Raw genomic sequence first — 20886 nt, 5'->3', positions numbered from 1 at the left:
GATCAGCACTGCGATACTCAACCAAGCAAAAATGATGAAACGCTTCAATACTTTAGTTCCAAGTATCGGTCGCTGGTTTTGGTCAATTAAGATCATTGAAGGGCGAAGTACAAATAGGTTGAAAGCCATTCCTCCAATCCACCTCACAGTTGCCAGATAATGCAGCCAGAGGGTTATGATGTTTATTATTTCCATTATATCACCTCTTTTATATGAATAAATTACTGCCCCAGTCTAAAACAGGGGCAAGACATTTTAATTTTTGTTTAAGGCTTGTTCGTATTCTTCGCTATCCATATCTTTATTTTTGTTTTCTGTGGAATCATGCGGCTGCTGGTCTTTATTTTTATTAATGGGAAGACACTTTAGGCACATTTTTTTCACCTCCTTTTATCTTTATAGTTACTTCAGTTAATAAAGTATTTAAACTATCAAGTTTAAAGTTAAATAGCAGCTATCAAAAAAGGAAGTCGCTATGCAAAAGGAAAGCAAGAGATGCGCTATACGCGAGGACGATATTTGTTTGTGTTCTATTGAAGGTATCATGGGCATCCTCAGCAAGAAATGGGCTTTACTGATTATCAGTGCAATAGGAAATAACCAGAAATTGCGCTATAATGAACTTGAAAAAAAACTGGGTGTAATAAGTCCAAAAACATTGGCAGATAGATTAAAAGAACTGGAGAATGCAAGCCTGATCAAAAGAGAATCATTTCCTGAAATACCTCCGAGAGTGGAGTACTCGCTCACAAAAGAAGGAGCAGAGCTTAGAGATGCTATAATGCCTCTGATAAAATGGGTCTCATCGAGAGATGTAGAAGTAGTAAGATTCAGACGAAAATGAGATTTGAGCGAAGCAGAAAATCATCTATAAAATCATCACTGAGAGTACTATTCCTATCAGCACTACCCAAAGGATATCTACCTTAAAAAGCAAGGCAACAAATGCTAAACCTGTAAAGATAATGCGAGGGAAATCCCACGGGATGTTCAAAGCAAAGCGAAGAGTGACACTCAGAAGAAGCCCCACAAAAGAACACAGTATGCCGCCAATAGCTATGTTGAAGTATGGTGAAGTCCGAAGCCTATCGAAGTAGGGCGCAATGCCAACAACAAGTAGAAAAGAAGGTAAAAATACACTAATAGTGGCAATAACTCCCCCAATAGGCCCTTACAGCAAATAGCCAATGAATGTTGCGGTAATCACTATCGGCCCTGGAGTAACCTGCCCCAGAGCCATACCATTGAAGAAGGTCAGACCATCCATCCAGGAATGTACCTCTACAATCTTATGGAACATGATAGGAACCGATGCAAACCCACCACCAAAGGCAAACAAATCGATCCTGAACATGAGGGCAGCAAGGTCGAACAGCCCGCGATGAACAAAGAAGAGTATAACGAATCCTATAACTGCAGCCGATAAAATTAATAAAATAGGTCTTGTAAAGCATGAATTAATTGCTGAATCAGCAGTCTGTTGGGGGAGAGTCTGCCTGTTATAGAGCATAAGCCCTAAAATTACTGCCAACAGGATTACCACGATCGGATTCACCCCCAATCCAAAAATAATGGCAGCAACGATAGCAATGATAAAGTCCTTCCATTTTTTCAGATATGTCCTGCCAAATGACACAGTAGCAATAGCAACAATGGCCACAATTATAGCCTGAAGTCCATTAAACGCCGAAACTACCGCAGTAAACTATACGTGCGTACGTATAGAGCCGAAAGTGCCATCATAATAATAAATGCAGGTAGACCAAAGCCAGCGAAACTCACCAAAGCACCTGCCACCCCCCGCGCTCTTAGACCTACATAGGCGGACGTTTGCATGGCAGTTGCCCCGGGTATTGTTTGACAAAGAGCCACACCATAGCGAAAGGTTTCCTCATCAAGCCAGTGTTTCTGTTCAACTGCCATTTTGCGAATGTAGGCTACCATAGCTGGGCCGCCAAATGAGGTGGCTCCTAACCTCAGAAAAGAAGTAAACAAGTGGGTTATTGAGGGATTCTTATTATCCCGTTGAGATTGGAAATGTTTCATACTGTCTTCTTCTCCAGAAATTCCTATTGTTTTTTACACAATCTCAATAGCTAGACTCATTAAATTAAGCTTATGACTAATTTTTGCCTTAAAATAGGGGTAAGAGAAGTTTGGGATATCAATCACTTTGAGGAACTCTATCTTTTTTACCTTCTTACTGTTGCAATATATCCGAGATCATTCACAGACTTTGCTATATCTGATGCTGCCACTATTGCCGGGTCGTACTCCACGACAGCCATTCTCTCATTCAAAGAAACCTTCGCGCTTTTTACACCTTTCTTTTTTCCAAGCGCGAGTTCTATGCCTACATAACATGCCCCGCAGCGCATTCCAGCAATATCAAGAACCACTTTTTCCATGTTGCACCTCGTTTTTTTATTTTATTTGTTAATCAGCTACTTTATTTGATTTTGACAGAAATCTTCTTTCTCGTTACAGGTATTAATTTTTTCCACTCGATAGTGCAGTCTTTTTCTATCTTAAATTCCTCGGTTGTCGAATTGGGTGAGTTCCCATTAACCTCATAAATATAAAGTCCCTCTTCACCGTCGATTGCCATAACAAACTCTCTGTCGCCAACAATTTTTAATTCTACTCCAGATACCTTTCTCAGGGCTTCCAGAATACTGGCGCCTCTCTGCAGCTTGATCTCATATGAATCGGCAAGTTCATCAAACATGCCACAGATATTTTTTATTTTACTAACAAGTACATGGGTCTTGCCAAACTTTTTTATTTCAATTAAACCTGCCTTCTCCATAAGCTTTGCATGTTTAGCCACTACCGGAACCGAGAGGTTCAATTCTCTTGCAAGACCAGCGATATGTATTTCTTTCCTGGCCAGTATCTTAAGCATTTTCTGTCGCGTAGTACTGCTAAGCGCTTTAAAAACATCGTTAGCCATATGGGTAACAACTGTTGCTTGAAAGGTTAAATATTTTATCTCTTGAGTGTTTATCCAGCTTAATAGAGGTATAATATGACAGAAATGAGTAGTGAATACAGGTACGGATATGAGTATCGATACGAATTGGACTATGCAATGCTCGCAAGGCTTGCTGTAATTTTTCTGACAATAGTTCTTGCAATTTATATCATAGGATTTGCAAACTTTGAAAGCTTCCCTGCACTCCATGAGGGATTCCATGACCTACGCCACGCAGCAGGCTTCCCCTGCCATTAAAGGATCACTGAATTTTTTATCGATCTTGAAAGCAGGGATTGTCACAGGTATAGCAGCAGGCGCAACCCTTGGAGGACTTCTCCTTTTATTTCTAACACCAATTATACTGGAAGCGGAAACTTACGAAGCCCAGATACCAGATTCTCATCCATTAATTTCAAGGAACATTGTTCACTTCTGGACTTTCGCTGGAGCAATCGTGCTTGGAATCCTCTACTCTACAATATTTACATTCGTGTATACCATGGTTCAACACAGGATTCCTGTGAAAAACACTCAGTTCAAAGGTCTGATTCTGGCATTAAATGGTTTCCTTGTGGCAGTGCTCGTCCCTTCTCTCTATCTGCCGCCAAACCCGCCTGGCATAGAAACTTCGCTGCCTGTGATGGCAAGGCAGAGCATCTTCTTTGCCATAATCATCGCAGGGATTCTTGCTTCAATAGCCTTCTGGGGAATCTATTCACTTTTATCCTTGGAATATAATTCCATGTTAGGACTTTCGACCGGCGCTTTTGCCTTTGTTGTTATAATAATTATTGCATTCGTGTTGTCGCCCTCTAATTCCAACATACCGTTAATTCCTTCCGATTTGCTATGGAGATATAGGGTCGAAAGCCTTGGAGCCATGTTTGTCTTCTGGGCAATTATGGGAGTTATGACCAATGGTATACTGGACTATTTCAGACCACAAGTTGGGATTTCAGAAAAAGCAATCTGTTAAAAACGTCCTGCCTACTCAGGCATCTTCATCGGGCTTTTCACGCCCAGATACTTTCCAGGACAAAGTTCAAATTCTTTTTTACACTTGGGTGAGCAGAAGTAATACATTTGGCCCATATATCCGGCCGTGTATTCTGCTGTTCTATCAACACGCATCCAGCAGACCGGATCAATAGGCATAGTATTTTGTTTGTAAGTAGTTCTTTATAAGATTTTTGTTTTTAAAATTTGAATCGCAATCTATTTATGACATATTATCATGACAGATTAGTGTTACGAAGTTGAAATTTTGTAACATTAATTAAATATATTTCACAAATATTGTGTTAATAAGAGGAGGAAAAAATGATAAAAATGGTAATTAAATCGGAATTCAGACCAGAGAGAGGGATTATTCGATGGTATTAGGATTGGATTTGGCTACACCCTTACTTCTATTAACTGGATTAATAGCAGGAATCAGGCACGGCGTAGATTGGGATCATATAGCCGCTATCAGCGATATCACAAGCACGCAGAACAAAATAGGTAAGGGTGTATTTATGAGCTTACTATATGGGCTGGGACACGCGAGCGTGGTCGCTGCCATTGCCATGGGTTTATTGCTTTTGAGTTTCACACTGCCGCAGGGCGTTGATAGATTTATGGAAACAATTGTAGGTGTTACGCTGATTATTCTTGGAATTTATGTCTTCTATTCACTTCACAAGAAAAAAGGAGAGGACTTCAGGATGCTGCCAAGGTGGGCGCTGGTAGCTAACGTGGTTCTTAATTCGTATAGCTGGTTGAAAGCGAAGCTAACCAGAACCCCTCGAAAGCACCATCATGTTCTTAAAAACGGGTACGGAAACAGAGCATCATATGTAATAGGTATGATCCACGGAGTAGGCGCAGAGACCCCCAGCCAGATGATGCTTTTTGCCCTGGCGATTAGCGCAGGTGCTGCGGCACGCACTGAAGTAGGAGCAATAATTATCGTGGTGTATTCCCTGGGCCTTGTGATAACCAACACTCTCATGGGTGTTCTTGGAGCATACGGTTACATAAAATCTACCAAACGTCAGAGACTTTATCGTTCTGCAGCTTTTGTAACAGGTTCTTTCAGCATGGTTCTGGGGATATTATTCCTATTCGGAGGGGTTGGTTATCTTCCGAATCTCGAAGCTCTTATTGGCTAAATTATAAAATTTTATTAAAATTAAGGATTAACATTCTATCTCCAGCACCACGGCCCCCACATAATCACAGCTATTGCACTGGTACTGATAGCCTGTTTTCAGGCCCATATAATATGTGACCCCGGCAGAGCCGCAGACAGGACAGATAAGTATCCTTCTCCCTTTTGGTTTTTTAAGATCCTCAAGCATCTCCTTTTCAATAGCATCCAGATCGTCCTCGATCATATCTGCGCCTCCTGGCAATTCAATAAGCATATCAACATAATGGTATCAATTCCCTCAACATTGAAATCTTTATTCACTGGTCATATCTTATAGCATCCACAGGTCTCATCTTAGCTGCATGCCTGGCAGGTATTATCCCTGATAGTATGCCTATCACGACCGAAAATCCAATGGCAAATAAGATGGTTCCTGCAGTGATCGTCGCCCTCATATCTCCTCCAAATCCAAGCGCCTGGATTCCCAGATAAGGGATTAGCAGGGAAATAGCAGCACCAAATATTACTCCAATTATCCCGCCCACGAGCCCGAATATTCCTGACTCGATAAGGAAAAGTTTCATGATCTCACGTTCACTTGTTCCAATTGCCTTCAATAACCCTATCTGCCTGGTTCGTTCCATGACCGACATGAACATGGTGTTGGCTATACCTATTGCTCCCACAAGAAGCGAGACAGCAGCTATCGCACTTAAAAACAGTGATAAAGTCTGGGTCACACCCGACATCTGTTCACGGATTAGGGCAGATGCTATGACTGTAAAATCCTTTGTTCGTGGATTTACCTGCCTTGAACTCATAAGCTTCTGCTCAATATCAGCTTTCAGGTATTCTACAAGAGAGGCATCCGTTGCTTTAATGACCATAGATGTAAACTGATTACTTGCTACTTTTTCAGTGATAACTTCTCTTGCTATCTCAGCGGGCATATAAATCCCTGTATCACTGCCACCTCCTAATCCACCTGACTGCTTGAGAATACCCACAACCCTGAAATTTTTCCCCCCGATAGTAATTGGACGGTTAAGCGTTATTGGTTGAAGGAAAGCCCCATAAGCAAGATTATACCCCACGACGATCGAATTAGAATCTCCGGACTGGAGATACCTTCCATCATCTAATCCTGTATTATCCATCTGTCTCCAGACCGAAGTATCGACGCCGGTCACTGATACAACTGTTTTTTCATTATCATATTTCAGGTCGGCTTTACCTGAAACAAGCCCGTTTACGTACATCACTCCAGGCACCTGTTTGATCACCCTGTAATCTTTATCTGTGAGGTTGATCGAAGAACTCGTGCTAACAGACCTGTCTGTATGCATCTCGCTATGCACACCTGTTGCCCTGAAATATCCAGGGATCACGGTTATTATATCAGCGCCAAAGCCGCCGAGCCTTTGCTGCACATTTTCCTTCATTCCCTGCCCTATGGAAATAATGGCGACGACCGAGGCGACGCCTATGATCACGCCCACAATGGTAAGCCAGCTTCTCATCCTGCTTTTCCTTACGTGGGAAAGAGAAAGAAGGAAGATATCCAGAAGCCTCATTTTCTTCTCTGCCTCTGGAATTTCATCCTCTGGTACATCCCGGTGATGCTCTTTCGCTGCCAGAAACCAATGATGCCAAGAAGCACGATCCCGATATAGGGAGCAAAGCTAAGCGCCAGTCCGGAATAATTCGTTCCTCCACCATGCATAGCCGCATGCTGGTCATTAGAATCCTTAGATGTGGCGCCAGCCATCCCGCCGGAAAGTCTTACAGGAAGCTTCTTATCTATCGATCTTCGCACACCGGCAGCATCCGTATACAGTATTTTTATTGCCATATCAGATCTTCCGGCCTGAGAGACCTGGAAATTTGCAGAAGTATAGTCTCCGGAGTTCAAATTGCCTATCACCTGTGTATTGCTCCCGGAAACACTGAAACTGTTCTGGGGTGGTATTTCCACGCTAACCGCTTTAGCCGGATTTACCCCTATATTGGATACACTGAGGAGAAAACTGCTTCCCGATTCCTGGTAACTTAACTCAAAATCCGTGATCCCTGCAACACCCAATCCGATGGAATCACTTACAGAGTAATTGATCCCTGATATCTTGATGGGTATATTATAGACACCGGTCTGCGCCTGCGAATCAACTATCATATCGAATTTGATCTTTGCCTCTTCACCGGGCTTGAGACTTCCAAGGAAAAATCGTGTACCTGACCCTGTTATTGAAAATACTGATGCAAGGTGTTCACTGCCAGTGTTGATATCAACGTAGAGATTTCTTGCAACGCCCGATCCTTCGTTCTTGAATTTTAATATAACTTCATTTGTAGATCCCGGTGCGATAGCAGAGATAGAAGTGTTTGAGAGTGTTACAATCGGCGTGCCTTTAATGACGAGTATCCTGTCTTTTAACGCTACTGTGGTGATTCTGTCGCTCTCTTTATCTTTTGTGGTGACATATACGGTAAACTCGTATTCTCCTTCCAGTGTATTTTGATCTATATGGACTTTAAAACTGGCTGTTCGCATGTCATTCCAGTCATCCATATTGCCGAGTGACACTTCAGTATCCAGAACGTGTATGGTTTTTTCCGTAGCATTATTTGCCGGAACCAGTTTCACAACAGTGTCTACCATCGATGTGCCATAGCCAATGTTATTGATCGGGACCCAAACAAAGACCGTATCTCCCGGATATACCGGTTCATGTTCAGTTACAAGATAATCAGTCGATGCGGCCGTTCCCTGCAAAAATAGCAGCAGGATCAGCAAAAAGATAACACATTTTCTTATATGATTCATAGATTCATTACTCCGTTATGATGCAAGTTTTCCGTCTATCATTCTCACAGTTTTATTCGCCCTTCCCGCAATTTTTTCATCATGAGTGATCATGGCGATCGTGACGCCTTTTGCATTCAGGTCTGTGAAAATATCCAGTACCTCTTTTCCTGCTTCCGTATCGAGATTACCGGTTGGCTCATCAGCTAAAATTAATAAGGGATTTGTAGAGAGAGCTCTTGCAATCGCTACTCTCTGGCTCTGGCCTCCTGACAGCTGGGAAGGATAATGATTTGCGCGGCCGGAAAGGCCAACAAGTTGCAGCAATTCCTCTGACCTGTCCCAGATCTCTTCTTCAGCGAACTCATGTACTCTCATGGGTAACTGGACATTTTCAAGAGCTGTTAACGTTGGATAGAGATTGTGGGATTGAAAGACAAAACCTATTTTCTTACCTCTTATACGGGAGAGTTCCAATTCTGTAAGGGCAGCAATATCCTGTCCTTCAAGGAACACCCTGCCTTTTGTCGGTATATCAAGACAGCCTATCATGTTCAATGCTGTTGATTTGCCGCTTCCGCTTGGCCCCATGAGAGCCAGGAATTCACCAGGTTTTATCTTTAAGCTCAGGCCTTTAAGTGCCGGAACTTCCACTTCACCCATTCTGTATATCTTCCATACGTCATCAAGTTCAATAATGTCCAAAGATGCCTCCTGATATATTGTGCTCAACTTTCGATTACTTTACAGGCAATGTAAACTATTTACTTTACAAGTAGTGTAAAGTAAATAGTTTGCGGTTTAAAAAATTAAAGTCTGGTTATTTATTTCATTGGATTTTTAAAGCACAAATGAGATTAATATAAAGAGAAGAATCACCTATTATGGAAACAATCGGTGCATAGTAATGTCTATAATAGAATTAATGCTATTAGTCTTTTTGATTAACCTGCCTTTCGGCTACTGGAGGTATAGTGCCGCTAGGTTTTCCAAAAGATGGATGATGGCTGTGCATATTCCTGTACCATTCATTTTTTTATTGAGAGTACTTTCAGGTTTCGGCTGGACTGTTGTACCACTACTTATGATATCCGATTTTGCAGGGCAGTTTGCGGGGGGTGAGCTTAGAAAGCTTGAGGCTCATTAAGTGAGATCAATCACATTGCCGGATGCAAACCAGCTAAGCCATAATAGAAGTATCCCTGTAAGAGCAAACGCTACAGGAACAAAAGCAAATACCGCCTTTTTACCTGCATGATTCTTGGTTATGGAGGCGCCCAAAATCATGCTCCAGATAAATGTGCTGCCAAGCAGGATAATCGATGCAGGCACAAGTATATTGAAGAACTCAAGAGAATCGTCGCCCATCGCAATAATAGCCGTGCCTACTTCTAAGGGGAGAAAGATATAACCGAAATTGGTGATAGCTTCCTTGTATTTGATGCCGCTTAAAGCCGAGGCTATTGTGCATACGATTAAGTAAAGCGACGCTGTGAGAATCATAGATCCGAGAGCAAAAAAGGGGAAAGGCAGTTCAGGAAGTACTACTTCCCATCTGATGAACGCCATATACATGCCTATCAAGCCTGCGATGAATATCGATTCCCATATATCAGGGGAGTAAGGTTTAAGCACCTCAGCGCCAGGTACGCGAAGTCCGATATGCATGCCGTCACGAGGGCAGTTCTTAACACAGTTCCAGCATTGCAGGCAGTATCTATTGGAATCAAGCTGGTTAGGATTTAGGAACATGGGGCATGTTCCTGCTCTCCTTGTACCTGTAAGGCATTCTTTTGTACTGCAATTTTCGCAAATAATGTGCCTGGGGCGTATCCCTAATATGCTCAGTCTGGCGATTCTTGCAAGCCAGCCTCCGATAGGGCACAGATACCTGCACCATGCGCCCTTTCTAAAGAGAAAGCTAACTGCCACTGCCAGCAGGAATATCGAAATAAACAGCGTGGTTCCGAGGCGCGCCACAGATTGGAACGGACTGGACTTTATAATAATTGTGATAGCGACAAAAGAAACTGGCAGTATCCAGCCGGCTCTTATGTATGGTGCATTGGATGCTTTTCCAAGAAGTTTATCCGATACAAAGCGGGTAGCATCCGCAATACCTCTCAATGGGCAGAGGTTGCCGCACCAGAAACGTCCCAAAAACACCGCGGATACAGAAACCAACGGCAGCCAGATTATCCAGATAACAAAATTCCAGAGATTGTTATCAGCTCCTTTCAAATAGAACTGTCCTAGCCTCAGGTATCCTCCCTGAAAAGGACCGATGCCAATGCCGAAATAGCCTGCTACCAGCAGGAAAGCGAAAAATATCCCCGTGAGGATCAGCATGATATTGGGCACCCACCGGCTTTGCACAAAACCATAAAACCAGTGCTGGCTTTTCAGAGGGCTGAAAGGGTCTGCATAATCTTTTTCTTTAATGTATCCTGTGAAATCAATCGACAGGTATCCTATGAGCGCCAGGTAAGTAAGATAGAACATAACCTGCAAAACAGAAGGCTGGCTGCTGTAACCAAAAAGGGCAGAAAACAAACTGCCCAATACGCTGTTTTCGCTTATAACCTGACTTGTATCCCAGGCTGCAATGGTGCCTGGAAGAAGACCTGCCGCCTGCAATGCGCGGGTCGCTTGTCCTGTTAATCCAGCAGCGAAAACGATCAAAATAAATCCAGTGTATTTGAAGAATTTTCTGAGATCGAGCGTGTACATGCCTTTGAACATTAACCCTGTGAAAAATGCAGTAGTAGCTATGCCAAGCAGCGTTCCTGTTAAAACACTGTTCAAAGAGGATGCTGCCAGTGTTCCTCCAAGAAAAAGAACAGTCTCCACACCCTCCCTGAAAACAGACAGGAATGCTAATCCGGCTATTCCGAAAACTCGCCTTGAAGATATAATACTCTCAACTTTCTCATGAAGCTCCCCTTTGATTTCTCTGGAATGCCTGGACATCCAGAATATCATGTAGGTTAAAACAGCAACAGCAGAAAGTGCGGCAATACCCTCGAAAGCCACTCCCGATACCTTATACAGCTCTCCAAAAATCAATGCCACAAGGATACTTGCTGCAACTGCTGCGGCTGTGCCGATATACAGGTATCTGTAAAGATCTTTCCTGCCTATTTTTCCAAGATAAGCAGCCAAAATGCCAATTATTAGTGCTGCCTCTGTTCCTTCCCTTAAAGTTATCACAAATGATTCTATCATCCTATTACCTTCTATTAGGATTACCTAAAGTATAGTTATGGTATACCGAATTAGTTGTATTAATAAGTTTTGCCTTAAAAATTTAAAGCAATTCAATCGAAAATCTTACTAATTTAAAGCAAAATAACATTAAGATAGCATAACATATAACGCGCATAAAGATTCATAAGGAGAAGTGAAAAATTGGGCTTTTTTGACAAATATTGTGAAAAATGCGGCATAAAGGTTGACAAGAAGACGGCACCTCAGCGTTTTGGGAAGCATTTTTGCTCAGATAAACATGCCGAAGAATATGCGTCTGATATAGATAACAAAAGAAAATCTCCTCAACAGCAATGCGGTGGCTAATGCTGCCGAAATATCTAGAAGTAAATTTGGTATAGTGCAAACTCGATTCAGGGAAATACTGATACTTTTCAAAGAGGTGAAAAATATGAAAAAGAAGACTATGTTAGTGATTGGAATTCTCGGAATCTTACTGTCAGTCGGCGCAATGTCTGTCGCAATGGCGCAGAATACGAGCGATCAGAAAACAAAGGACATGGAAAATCATGAATGTACTCCAGAGATGATGGAGAATATGTCAAAAAACTGTCCTGAGCAGATGATGCAGTCGGAAACGCACGAAAACATGATGAATGCTACGAGCGAAAGTTCAATGATGAACAACGGCAATACAGAAGAGAGTACTGAAATAGCAGAAGCTGATTATTGTGGAGACGGGGATTCTGACATGGGTTCAATGATGGGTTCTAGCGCAGTAGCAACGAAGGCTATGCTGTAAACCCTTTTTATTTATATTTAAAATTTTTTATCGTCCGAAAAACATCGAGTAAGAAAACATATTTCGAACTTTTAAAGAAAACAATACTTTTATTTGTATTTTTAAACCACAACCCACATTAAAAAGCAAATTCTATTAGTAACTTAGTGACCGGAAAAAAAAACTCCTATCGAACTCTTTTTTTTCCAAACCACCGGTCACAACCACCTCTTTACACCCACCGTAAAGTATAAATATACTTTACACCCATTGTAAAGTAGAGGATTATGAGTAAATGAGATGAAAGATATGAACAGAAAACAAAGAAACATGCTCGGTGTCGGGATAGTAGTTATACTTATATTATTTCTTGGAGTGCAAAGTTTCAGTAACGCGCTCTCATTTTACTATGAAGTGGATGAATTTGTTCAGAAAGCTGATACATTGGACGGTAAAATCGTAAATGTTAATGGCACTATACTTAAAGGCTCGACGGTCTGGGTGCCGGAAAAAGCCTTACTGACATTTAAACTTGGGGATAAAAACTCTTCAATCACTGTCGTATCAAACCAGGGAATGCCGGGAAATTATAAAGAAGGGATCCCGGCAGTTGTTACCGGGATTTTCATAAATGGTACTTTCGAGGCAACCCAGGTTGTTACAAAATGTCCCTCTAAATATGGCGGTGATCTTGATCACGGAGATCATAACGAAACATAGAAAGGAGAAAAAAAATGGAATTAGGTGAAACAACATTAATTATCGCACTGTTATTGACCGTATATGCACTCGCTGCGCATATAATCGGGATATGGAAAAAGAAAAACGAACTTATCGACAGCGGCAGGATCGCTATAATCGGTGTCGCTGTGCTGACCACTATTGCTTCCATCTGGCTTTTTAATCTATTTATTAACCGCAACTTCCAGTATGAGTATGTGGCAATGTACAGCAGTCTTGACCTGCCCATGCTATATACGATATCCGCTTTCTGGGCAGGAGCTGACGGTTCATTATTGCTCTGGGCCTGGCTCATTTCGATCTATATTGCCATGATAGCAGTGCGGGGAAAATCCTATGATAACCTGATGAAACATGCAATGGTCATTATTCTTGTTACTCTCTCTTATTTCTTCTATATGTTACTTACAGTATCCCGTCCATTCAGGATGCTTGATTTCTTGCCGGTAGACGGCAACGGGTTAAATCCGATACTCCAGGATCCCGGAATGTTTTTCCATCCTCCAACACTTTTCTGGGGTTACGCCGGGGTATTGATCCCATTCGCCCTGATGATCGCCGGTATCTATCTTTCAGATGATACATGGACATATCGCGCACGCCGCTGGGCGCTCTGGGCCTGGCTCGGACTGGCTCTTGGCAACATGTTCGGGAGCTGGTGGGCATACACAGTGCTCAACTGGGGCGGCTTCTGGGGCTGGGATCCTGTTGAGAACGCTTCGTTCCTTCCCTGGCTAACAATGACTGCATTCTATCACAGCACTATGATACAGGAACGTAAGGGCGGGATGAAGTTCTGGAATATCCTTCTCATCCTTTTCACATGGGAACTCACAGTATACGGAACGCTACTCACCCGGAGCGGTATAATCGCTTCTGTCCATACTTTCGGGCAGTCTGTGACAGCTCCTTATTATATCAACTACATGATCGTAGTACTTGCAGCCTCCCTGGCTCTCGTTGCATGGAAATACAATACGATAAAAAGCAAGAAAGTCCTGGAATCTCTTGTATCCCGTGAAGCAAGTTTTCTATATAATAACTGGATATTCATGGCCTCTACCGTATCAGTGTTGTGGGGAACCTCATATCCTCTCCTGTCTGAAGCATTCCGCGGCTATAAAGTGATGGTTGGCCCGGGTTTCTACAACCAGGTGAATGTACCTCTTGGCATAGCACTTCTATTCCTGATGGGTATATGTCCTCTTATAGCATGGAGGAAGGCATCTGTTTCCCATCTTGAGCGAAACTTTACAAAGCCTCTTGCAGCAGCTGTTATTACAATGATAATTGCTTTTGCCATCGGGATACGGGATTTCTATGCTCAGGTCGCGGTTGCAGGCTCTATACTTGTCATATCAACCCATCTTCTGGATATGTCCAGGATCGTGAACAAACAGAAAAAGCTCGATGATGCAGGAACTTTAAAGAATATTTACAGGGCATTCATGAACAGCCGCCGCACCTTTGGAGGCTACATGTGTCATATTGGAATCCTTATGATAATTGTGGCAGCCGCAGGTGCGGTAGTGTATGCACAGGATCAGACATTTAACATGAGGATTGGCGGCACGTATACCGTGGGCGATTATGATTTCAAGCTCACAAATATCGACCAGTATCCAGAAAACAACAGGGAGGTGCAGGCTGCATATTTTGATGTGTATAAGAACGGCGGGAGAATTTTGACAAAAGCCACGGCGCTCATGTATTACTATCCAAAGCAACAAAACACCAATGTCAAACCCATGGCTTACACAGTGGGCATCGATGACCTTTATTTCTCAGCCCAGGCCATAACAGCTGACAGCGCCACTGTTAAGCTCAAAGTGATGCCATTGATGTTCCTGATGTGGCTGGGCGGATTCCATGTGCTTATACTGGGGATAGTGATAAGCCTGTCAACAGTTGTGCCGATAAGGCGAAAAATGACATCTGATGATATAAATATAAATCAAAACATTAAAAAAATAACGACGGAGAGTTTACATGATATATAAAGTGATTTCAATTTGGTTCCTTCTTCTTGTATTTGCAGTGCCGGTACTGGCAGTGACCGAGGAAGAGATTTTCTCAAACTTAAACTGCCCGGATAAAGAAGGCTGTACTATGATCGTCGTCGATTGCACATGCCCGAGCTCGCTTAAGATAAAAGATGAGGTAAGGGCTATGATGGCCCAGGGTCTTTCCGAGAAAAAAATATACGATAATCTTGTTGTAGAGTATGGAAAAGGGGTTCTTGCAACACCCCCAAAAGAAGGGTTTGACTGGATTGTGTGGCTTGCCCTGCCTGCTGGCGTAATAGTAGGAGGGGTCGTTGTCTATAAAATCAGCAAGAAGAGACTGGATGAGAACGAGGAATTTGAACTGGAATATGAAAAGTTCTTGCAGGAGAAAGAAAAAAATGAATAAATTATTATCAGTTTTTATAGTTTTTGTCATTTTCATAGGTACAGCATCAGCTGCTGATATCACCGGTAGTGTTGTCTCTCTCGGTAAAAACCTTCCCGACCAAAAAGTTGAACTGAGCAGAGTAAACACTACAGAGAGCGCTGAAACAGGTATAGTCTATAAATTCATTCCAGTTTCAGATAAAACAACGGATAAAGACGGAAATTATGCCTTTACTGACATTAATGATGGCATGTACCGGGTAAATGTGACTTACAATGGCATAACATACGGAGAGAATATCGGACTTCAGGGAAAAGCTGTTGTGAATTTCAATCTGTCTGAAAAGATCGAAGGGTATGTCATTAAAGCAAACAAAACACTTGAAGGAATACCGGTAAGCCTCATGGATGAAATCGGGATCGAATTAATGAAAACGAACACAGATAAGACTGGGAAATATTCATTTAATAAGGTCAATGCCCGGCAGGGTTACCTGCTTGGTGTGAATTATACTGATGTACCATATACAGAACATGTCAATGCATCAGAAAAAGCCAATATCACAGTGTACGATTCCACTAAGAACGGGGATATCCTGACAGTAAAAATCGACCATATTGTGCTTTCAAAAGCAGTAAACGGGATAAAAGTTGATGAATATGTCGAATTCCTGAATACGGGAGATAAGGTTTTTTTCAGTAAAGACAGGGCATATGTCGGCATTTCAACACCTGAAGGAATAACTAAATTTTCGACCGATGCAATGGAATGCTGTCTGCAAAGAGAAAAAGATTCAGCATGGATAGACCCGATGAATCCTATTTTACCGGGTGGAACATATGCTGTGCAGATATCATACGTTTTTAATCCGGAATCAACAAAAGATATATTCTTTAAAGGTATGATCTACAATACTTCATACATGACTCTGCTTTCTGACAAAAATAATGGTTTTGGGATAGAAAGCCAATCTGGTAATAAGGAAACAGTCCCGAATGAAGGGAAAGAATTCGAAGTCTTAAGCTTCGTGAATGTTCCGAAGGACCAGGGACTGGATATCAGGATAACCGGATATGTTCCTTCAAAGACAGGAAGCGATGAAGATTTCAACTATATTATTCCTATTGCTGCTATTGTATTAATCGGGGCTGTCTCATATCCATTCCTTAAAAACAAAATTGGCAAAAAGCCAAAAAGACGCCTTATTAAAGTAGTACCGGCAATGAAAACGTCTATCGACGAGCCTCTGGAAGCAGTTGATGATATCTCGCAGCCGGATGTTGTATCAGAGCATGTACCAGGAAAAGATATCACCGAAATGTCATTCGATGAATTGATTGTTGAAAAGAATGCATCATTTGAATCGATACTTGCTCTTGAAAATAAATTCAATACAGGAGAAATTGCGGAAAAAGAATATAAGGAACTCAAGAAAGCCCATAAAGAAAATGCAACGCTTGTCCTGAAACAATTAAAAGAAACAGCGTTAAACCTTGATCTTGATCAGCCTGTAACAGAACTTGAAAAAATGATAGCGCATATAGGTGACATAGATATCCTGGAAAATCTGCTTGACCGGGAGAAAGAAGGAGAAAACAGGGTAGAATTAAAGGAAATTATTGAACAGAGAATAGATGATATCGAACGCAATGAGTAAATATGTGTGAGATCGCGGGGAAACCCGCTTCTCTGTTCAATGATGTCCTAAACAGATATAGAGATGAAAGTAAAAATACAGAGCGTACTTATGCTGTCTATACTTCTAATATCAGCGATTGGTCCGGCACTGGCTGATGAAGGAATGATGTCAGACATCATTTGCCCCTGTGAGTGCGCCATGGTTATTTCAACCTGTGACTGTGCAACTGCAATACAGGTTAAAAAAGAGATTACCCAGATGAAGGATAATGGCTTTTCGGAAAAGCAGATATTTTCAGCGCTTCAGGCAGAGTACGGCAAGGAGATAATGGTTCATCTTGGGAAGGACATTTCTTCATTATGGGTTGCAGGAATATCATTAAGCCTTTTATTTGTGTTTCTTGGATACATTTTTTCCAGAAAAACGAAAATGGATATTATACCTGATATAAAGAAATATGAACAGAGATTTGAAGATGAATATAATAGGTTTGTATCCGAATTGAATGAACCTGATAAAAAAATAAAACCTTTTTCAAAGGGTTCATCAAACCAGGAGGGAAAATGATAATCGTTTTAAGAGGACTTATTTCTGTTCTCATGGCAGTATTTTATTTTACAAGTATTGTCTCTGCTCAAACCAGTGAGAGTATTTCAGCTGGAAAAAATACTGGAAATATAACATCAAATATTCAGGAAGGCAAGAATGAGAATAATTCAATTAGCGAACATGCTCCGACCAATCAAAGCTACGATATAAGGGTCGCTCTTGATCATATTTTCATCTCAAAGAAGAACAATTCTCTTGAGATATCTGAGACCGTTGTATTCAGAAATGAAGGGCAAGAGATTAACTTCAACAAAGATAACCATACATTCTTTGCCATATCAACTCCGCCGAATATAAGAAACCTGAAAACCCAGGCAATGGAATGCTGCCTCGTTCAGGATAAAGGAGTTGTATATATGGATCCAATGCAGCCAATCGCACCCGGGGCTAACTTCGAGATGCAGATATCGTATACACTTCCCTGGAGTTCAGAATATATGTTCAATAAAAGTGCTGTTTACAATACAACCTCTATTTTGATATTCATTGATAAAAAAAGTGGAATAAGCCTGGAAGGACGATCTGAGGTTATGACACTTTCAGGAAATGAATATAATGTCATCACTTTTAATAATCTCAAAGTAGGGGAGACTGTCAGTATTCAAGTAAAAATACTCCAGGAATCGAATTATCTATACGCAGGAATTGGATTGTTTTCTATATTTTCAATTGGTTTAGTTTATCAATTCAGGAGAAAAATCTTCAGGAGAAGAAAAAAAGAATTTACCCTGGAAGAACTTGAGAGTGAAAAAAGAAAGATTTTCAAGAAGATTTATGGATTTGAAAAACACGCGGGACCTGAAAGGTCTGAAGAATTAAGAAAATTAATAGAAGAGTATAGATTGAAAGCTATCCAGGTTTTTATTAAAATCGATAAATTAAAAGATAAAGGTCAGTACGAACTATTGGAAAAGGGGATGAAACAGAACTAAAGAAACGGAGGATTAAGAGTGTCAAGATCAAAAAAACATAATGGAAAGTTGAAAGAAAAACAAGGGAAAAAACTACCATACAAGGGCATTCTTTTCATGGTTATCGTTATTGCGATTTTTGGCAGCGCGATATATTTAGTCATGAGTAAAACAGCGTCCTTGGAACCAGAGGACAAAGAGGCCATTAAAATGACAATCTCCATGGCAGGCTTTGAACCCAATGTAATCAGGGCTAAAGTAGGACAACCTGTGAAAATAAACCTGATAAATCCAGACAATTCAATGCATACAGACGGCGGCGGTATTCACAACTTCAATCTTAAAGAATCCGGCATAAGCAATGTAAATATCACAGTCTTACCCGAGAGCCAGAAGGTATTCACCTTTACGCCCGAAAAGGCAGGGGAATATCACTGGTACTGCGAATCATGCTGTGGAGGTAAAGAGAATCCCAGTATGCATGGGACACTGATAGTTGCATGAAGGTGAAGCTATAATGGCGATCGATCCGCAGACATTAACACTTCCGCTTGTAATTACGGCAGGCTTAATTGATGGTTTTAACCCTTGTGCTTTTGCAGTCCTGCTGCTTTTTATAACCTTTACGATGGGAATGCTGCAGATGCAGGCAAATTACAGGCATGGGTTAATGAAAGTGGGTTCGATATATATCAGCGGGATATTTGTAACATACGTTTTGATAGGTGTGGGCATTCTCAGTGCCATCTCTTTCTTTTCAACAACACACGCAGTGGGCAAGGCTGCGGGTTTTATTTCCATGATACTCGGCGTTGTTATAATGAAAGATTTCTTCATACCCGGCAGTTCTCTTCTGGCAATACCTGATAGCATGCATGAATCAATAAACAAGTGGATAAAGCGCACAACAGTTCCCGGTGTCTTTGGAGCCGGTGTCCTTGTCGGTCTTTGCACAGTGCCGTGCAGCGGAGGCATATATCTTGGTGTCATAGGGTTGTTATCTTTGCAATCCACGCTGGCTCAGGGCATACTGTACCTTCTGCTTTACAACTTGATGCTTATCGTGCCTCTGGTAGCAGTTCTTCTGGCTTCATCGAACAGGAAAGTGGTAGATAGAATGGTGTCATGGCAATCGAGAAATAAAACACGAATGAGACTGTTAATGGGCTCATTCATGGTAGCTATGGGATTTGTGATACTGTTGATAATATGATACGGAGAATGATATGAAATCTAAATTTATTCTTGGTGCAATTGCGATTGCTGCGATCTTAGTGATCGCGTATACGCTGTCCGGAGGCTCGCAGATATTAAACAAAACAAGTATTGAAAAACCAGATACTAATAGACCAGCAAAACTTGAACTTCCAGAATTTGCCCAGAAAACCGGGCGTGTGGCTGAATCCTACATTTTTGCAGTGCAGAATCAGGACAAGCTCAAGTATCTTGCCTGTTACTGCGGATGTGCAGGTATGCAGCATTCCGATGTGCTCCTTTCGCATAAGAGCCTGAAGGAATGTTACATCAAGCCTGATGGCAGCTATGAGCCGCATGCTTCTGAATGCAAGCTGTGTAACGATATAACACTTGAAGCAAGGGACATGTTGATGACCGGATATTCACTGAAAGATATCAGAACGAAAATTGATAAAGAGTATTCAGGCAGAGGTGTAGGAACAAACACTTCGCTTCCGCCATGAAATACTTACTTTACATGAGATGTGAAGTACATATTGTAAAAAAATAAAAAAGGAGAAATGAAATATATGCAAATAGATCCGATATGTGGAATGCAGGTAGATGAGAATACAGCGCAGTATAAAACAGAATATATGGGAAAGACCTACTATTTCTGTGCGCCCGGATGCAAGAAAGCATTTGAGTCTGAGCCAGAAAAATACCTTAAAAGCGGACCCGTAGGGATGGGCGAGAAAAAACCCTGGTGGAAGTTATGGTAACCTTTTTCCCAAAAAATAAAAGGTGCATAAATGGAAAGCGAAACAAAGACCCCACATATAAATGAAGGATTTTTCAGCAAGCACAAGCATACATTAATGATGGTGCTTGGCTGTATAATCCCACTTTTGTTTCTCGGAATTCTATGGGTTGCAGGAGTTTCGCAGAATATACTTTCTTTTGGAATACTGCTACTCTGTCCGATTATGCATCTTTTGATGATGAAAAATATGAAACATGATACGCAGAACCCGGAAAGCCGGATTGATGAGAAAAAAAAAGAGGAACTGAAATGAGAATATCAGGAATAATAGTACTTTTGATCTTGATTACAGTAGCAGTTGGCGGGTGTTTATCAGGTAAAGAACCTCAAACCGAAAATCCCAATGTTGTAGTTCCAACTTCTACTGTAGATAAAACATCAACAGCGAATCCATCTGAAACAAGAGAAAACTCAGAAGCGGGAGTAACTATCACTGCTGTGTATCTTGGAAGCAATGCCTTTGATGTTAAACTGGATACGCATTCAGGCTCGCTGGACTATGAGATGGCAAAGATATCCTATATCAGCGACAGTAAAGGAAATATCATCAAACCAGAGTCATGGGAAGGAGGCATCGGAGGACACCATTTTGAAGGCACCCTGAAATTCCCGAAATTTGATGACAGCACGGGTTTTGAACTCGTTATTCAGGATGTTGCAGGAGTGAAAGAAAGAATCTTTAAATGGTAAA

At 41.5% G+C, this 20886-nt stretch carries 29 protein-coding genes; 18 read left to right on the top strand and 11 right to left on the bottom strand.

Going from position 1 to position 20886, the window contains the following annotated elements; all coding sequences use genetic code 11:
- Nucleotides 1-195: hypothetical protein (locus tag FIB07_09475; protein ID NJD53082.1), on the bottom strand; the 195-nt coding region annotated here is incomplete at its 3' end.
- 280 nt (nt 196-475) lie between these two features.
- On the opposite strand from FIB07_09475, the gene FIB07_09470 reads away from it, so the two are divergent.
- Nucleotides 476-844 carry a helix-turn-helix transcriptional regulator gene (locus FIB07_09470; GenBank protein ID NJD53081.1) on the top strand — a complete coding sequence of 123 codons (369 nt, stop codon included), beginning with the start codon at nt 476-478 and terminating at the stop codon, nt 842-844.
- Nucleotides 845-868: 24 nt separating this feature from the next.
- On the opposite strand, the gene FIB07_09465 is transcribed toward FIB07_09470, so the two are convergent.
- The 4 genes from FIB07_09465 to FIB07_09450 all read right to left on the bottom strand — a co-directional run bounded on the left by FIB07_09465 (nt 869) and on the right by FIB07_09450 (nt 2408).
- A complete protein-coding gene (locus FIB07_09465) occupies nt 869-1165 on the bottom strand; it encodes a hypothetical protein (protein ID NJD53080.1) in 297 nt (98 codons plus the stop codon).
- A 6-nt stretch (nt 1166-1171) separates the two neighbouring features.
- A complete protein-coding gene (locus tag FIB07_09460) occupies nt 1172-1660 on the bottom strand; it encodes a hypothetical protein (protein ID NJD53079.1) in 489 nt (162 codons plus the stop codon).
- Between the two features lie 32 nt (nt 1661-1692).
- On the bottom strand, nt 1693-2046 hold the full coding sequence (locus tag FIB07_09455) for a chromate transporter (GenBank protein ID NJD53078.1): 354 nt from the start codon (nt 2044-2046) through the stop codon (nt 1693-1695).
- Between the two features lie 146 nt (nt 2047-2192).
- Entirely contained in the window at nt 2193-2408 is a 216-nt protein-coding gene (locus tag FIB07_09450; protein ID NJD53077.1) for a heavy-metal-associated domain-containing protein, read from the bottom strand.
- Nucleotides 2409-3037: 629 nt separating this feature from the next.
- On the opposite strand from FIB07_09450, the gene FIB07_09445 reads away from it, so the two are divergent.
- Both FIB07_09445 and FIB07_09440 read left to right on the top strand, forming a co-directional pair.
- Entirely contained in the window at nt 3038-3232 is a 195-nt protein-coding gene (locus tag FIB07_09445) for a CbtB-domain containing protein (protein NJD53076.1), read from the top strand.
- Entirely contained in the window at nt 3183-3953 is a 771-nt protein-coding gene (locus FIB07_09440; protein NJD53075.1) for a CbtA family protein, read from the top strand. Before FIB07_09445 ends, FIB07_09440 begins: the two co-directional genes overlap by 50 nt.
- 11 nt (nt 3954-3964) lie before the next feature.
- Here the strand turns inward: FIB07_09440 and FIB07_09435 are convergent, their stop codons facing one another.
- The gene (locus FIB07_09435; GenBank protein ID NJD53074.1) at nt 3965-4132 is read right to left on the bottom strand and encodes a YHS domain-containing protein; all 168 of its coding nucleotides are present in this window, start codon (nt 4130-4132) and stop codon (nt 3965-3967) included.
- A gap of 218 nt (nt 4133-4350) precedes the next feature.
- On the opposite strand from FIB07_09435, the gene FIB07_09430 reads away from it, so the two are divergent.
- Nucleotides 4351-5130 (top strand): hypothetical protein, encoded by a 780-nt coding sequence (locus tag FIB07_09430; protein ID NJD53073.1) that lies wholly within the window; start codon nt 4351-4353, stop codon nt 5128-5130.
- Nucleotides 5131-5157: 27 nt separating this feature from the next.
- On the opposite strand, the gene FIB07_09425 is transcribed toward FIB07_09430, so the two are convergent.
- The 4 genes from FIB07_09425 to FIB07_09410 form a co-directional block, all read right to left on the bottom strand.
- Complete coding sequence (locus FIB07_09425) at nt 5158-5355, bottom strand: hypothetical protein (GenBank protein ID NJD53072.1); 198 nt, start codon at nt 5353-5355, stop codon at nt 5158-5160.
- Between the two features lie 73 nt (nt 5356-5428).
- On the bottom strand, nt 5429-6685 hold the full coding sequence (locus tag FIB07_09420; GenBank protein ID NJD53071.1) for an ABC transporter permease: 1257 nt from the start codon (nt 6683-6685) through the stop codon (nt 5429-5431).
- Nucleotides 6682-7935, bottom strand: a complete 1254-nt coding sequence (locus tag FIB07_09415) for a hypothetical protein (GenBank protein NJD53070.1) — start codon at nt 7933-7935, stop codon at nt 6682-6684. Before FIB07_09415 ends, FIB07_09420 begins: the two co-directional genes overlap by 4 nt.
- Before the next feature lie 15 nt (nt 7936-7950).
- Complete coding sequence (locus FIB07_09410; GenBank protein NJD53069.1) at nt 7951-8577, bottom strand: ABC transporter ATP-binding protein; 627 nt, start codon at nt 8575-8577, stop codon at nt 7951-7953.
- Between the two features lie 244 nt (nt 8578-8821).
- Here FIB07_09410 and FIB07_09405 point away from each other — a divergent pair, with 244 nt between their 5' ends.
- Nucleotides 8822-9061, top strand: coding sequence for a hypothetical protein (locus FIB07_09405; protein ID NJD53068.1), 240 nt, complete (start codon nt 8822-8824; stop codon nt 9059-9061).
- On the opposite strand, the gene FIB07_09400 is transcribed toward FIB07_09405, so the two are convergent.
- The gene (locus tag FIB07_09400) at nt 9058-11139 is read right to left on the bottom strand and encodes a 4Fe-4S binding protein (GenBank protein NJD53067.1); all 2082 of its coding nucleotides are present in this window, start codon (nt 11137-11139) and stop codon (nt 9058-9060) included. The genes FIB07_09405 and FIB07_09400 overlap by 4 nt on opposite strands.
- A gap of 448 nt (nt 11140-11587) precedes the next feature.
- Between FIB07_09400 and FIB07_09395 the strand changes: the two genes are divergently transcribed.
- From FIB07_09395 to FIB07_09335, 13 genes are all read left to right on the top strand, one after another.
- Nucleotides 11588-11923, top strand: coding sequence for a hypothetical protein (locus FIB07_09395; protein ID NJD53066.1), 336 nt, complete (start codon nt 11588-11590; stop codon nt 11921-11923).
- A 279-nt stretch (nt 11924-12202) separates the two neighbouring features.
- Nucleotides 12203-12622, top strand: coding sequence for a cytochrome c maturation protein CcmE (locus tag FIB07_09390; GenBank protein ID NJD53065.1), 420 nt, complete (start codon nt 12203-12205; stop codon nt 12620-12622).
- Between the two features lie 14 nt (nt 12623-12636).
- Nucleotides 12637-14643: a heme lyase CcmF/NrfE family subunit gene (locus FIB07_09385; protein NJD53064.1), complete on the top strand. Its 2007-nt coding sequence runs from the start codon at nt 12637-12639 to the stop codon at nt 14641-14643.
- Entirely contained in the window at nt 14633-15055 is a 423-nt protein-coding gene (locus tag FIB07_09380) for a hypothetical protein (GenBank protein ID NJD53063.1), read from the top strand. Before FIB07_09385 ends, FIB07_09380 begins: the two co-directional genes overlap by 11 nt.
- Nucleotides 15048-16694 carry a hypothetical protein gene (locus tag FIB07_09375; GenBank protein NJD53062.1) on the top strand — a complete coding sequence of 549 codons (1647 nt, stop codon included), beginning with the start codon at nt 15048-15050 and terminating at the stop codon, nt 16692-16694. Before FIB07_09380 ends, FIB07_09375 begins: the two co-directional genes overlap by 8 nt.
- Before the next feature lie 63 nt (nt 16695-16757).
- Nucleotides 16758-17243 (top strand): hypothetical protein, encoded by a 486-nt coding sequence (locus tag FIB07_09370; protein ID NJD53061.1) that lies wholly within the window; start codon nt 16758-16760, stop codon nt 17241-17243.
- Nucleotides 17240-18217 (top strand): hypothetical protein, encoded by a 978-nt coding sequence (locus FIB07_09365; GenBank protein NJD53060.1) that lies wholly within the window; start codon nt 17240-17242, stop codon nt 18215-18217. The genes FIB07_09370 and FIB07_09365 overlap by 4 nt, the downstream gene beginning before the upstream one ends.
- Before the next feature lie 18 nt (nt 18218-18235).
- Nucleotides 18236-18700, top strand: a complete 465-nt coding sequence (locus tag FIB07_09360) for a cupredoxin domain-containing protein (protein NJD53059.1) — start codon at nt 18236-18238, stop codon at nt 18698-18700.
- Between the two features lie 13 nt (nt 18701-18713).
- A complete protein-coding gene (locus FIB07_09355; protein ID NJD53058.1) occupies nt 18714-19409 on the top strand; it encodes a hypothetical protein in 696 nt (231 codons plus the stop codon).
- A 13-nt stretch (nt 19410-19422) separates the two neighbouring features.
- A complete protein-coding gene (locus FIB07_09350; protein NJD53057.1) occupies nt 19423-19896 on the top strand; it encodes a hypothetical protein in 474 nt (157 codons plus the stop codon).
- A 66-nt stretch (nt 19897-19962) separates the two neighbouring features.
- Nucleotides 19963-20154, top strand: coding sequence for a YHS domain-containing protein (locus tag FIB07_09345; GenBank protein NJD53056.1), 192 nt, complete (start codon nt 19963-19965; stop codon nt 20152-20154).
- Nucleotides 20155-20184: 30 nt separating this feature from the next.
- Complete coding sequence (locus FIB07_09340) at nt 20185-20448, top strand: DUF2933 domain-containing protein (GenBank protein ID NJD53055.1); 264 nt, start codon at nt 20185-20187, stop codon at nt 20446-20448.
- On the top strand, nt 20445-20885 hold the full coding sequence (locus FIB07_09335) for a hypothetical protein (GenBank protein NJD53054.1): 441 nt from the start codon (nt 20445-20447) through the stop codon (nt 20883-20885). The genes FIB07_09340 and FIB07_09335 overlap by 4 nt, the downstream gene beginning before the upstream one ends.
- Nucleotide 20886: the final 1 nt, after the last annotated feature.

Source organism: Candidatus Methanoperedens sp. (assembly GCA_012026795.1).
Lineage (GTDB): Archaea > Halobacteriota > Methanosarcinia > Methanosarcinales > Methanoperedenaceae > Methanoperedens.
Note: the sequence above shows the minus strand (reverse complement) of the source record. Positions and strands in the feature narration are given on the sequence as shown.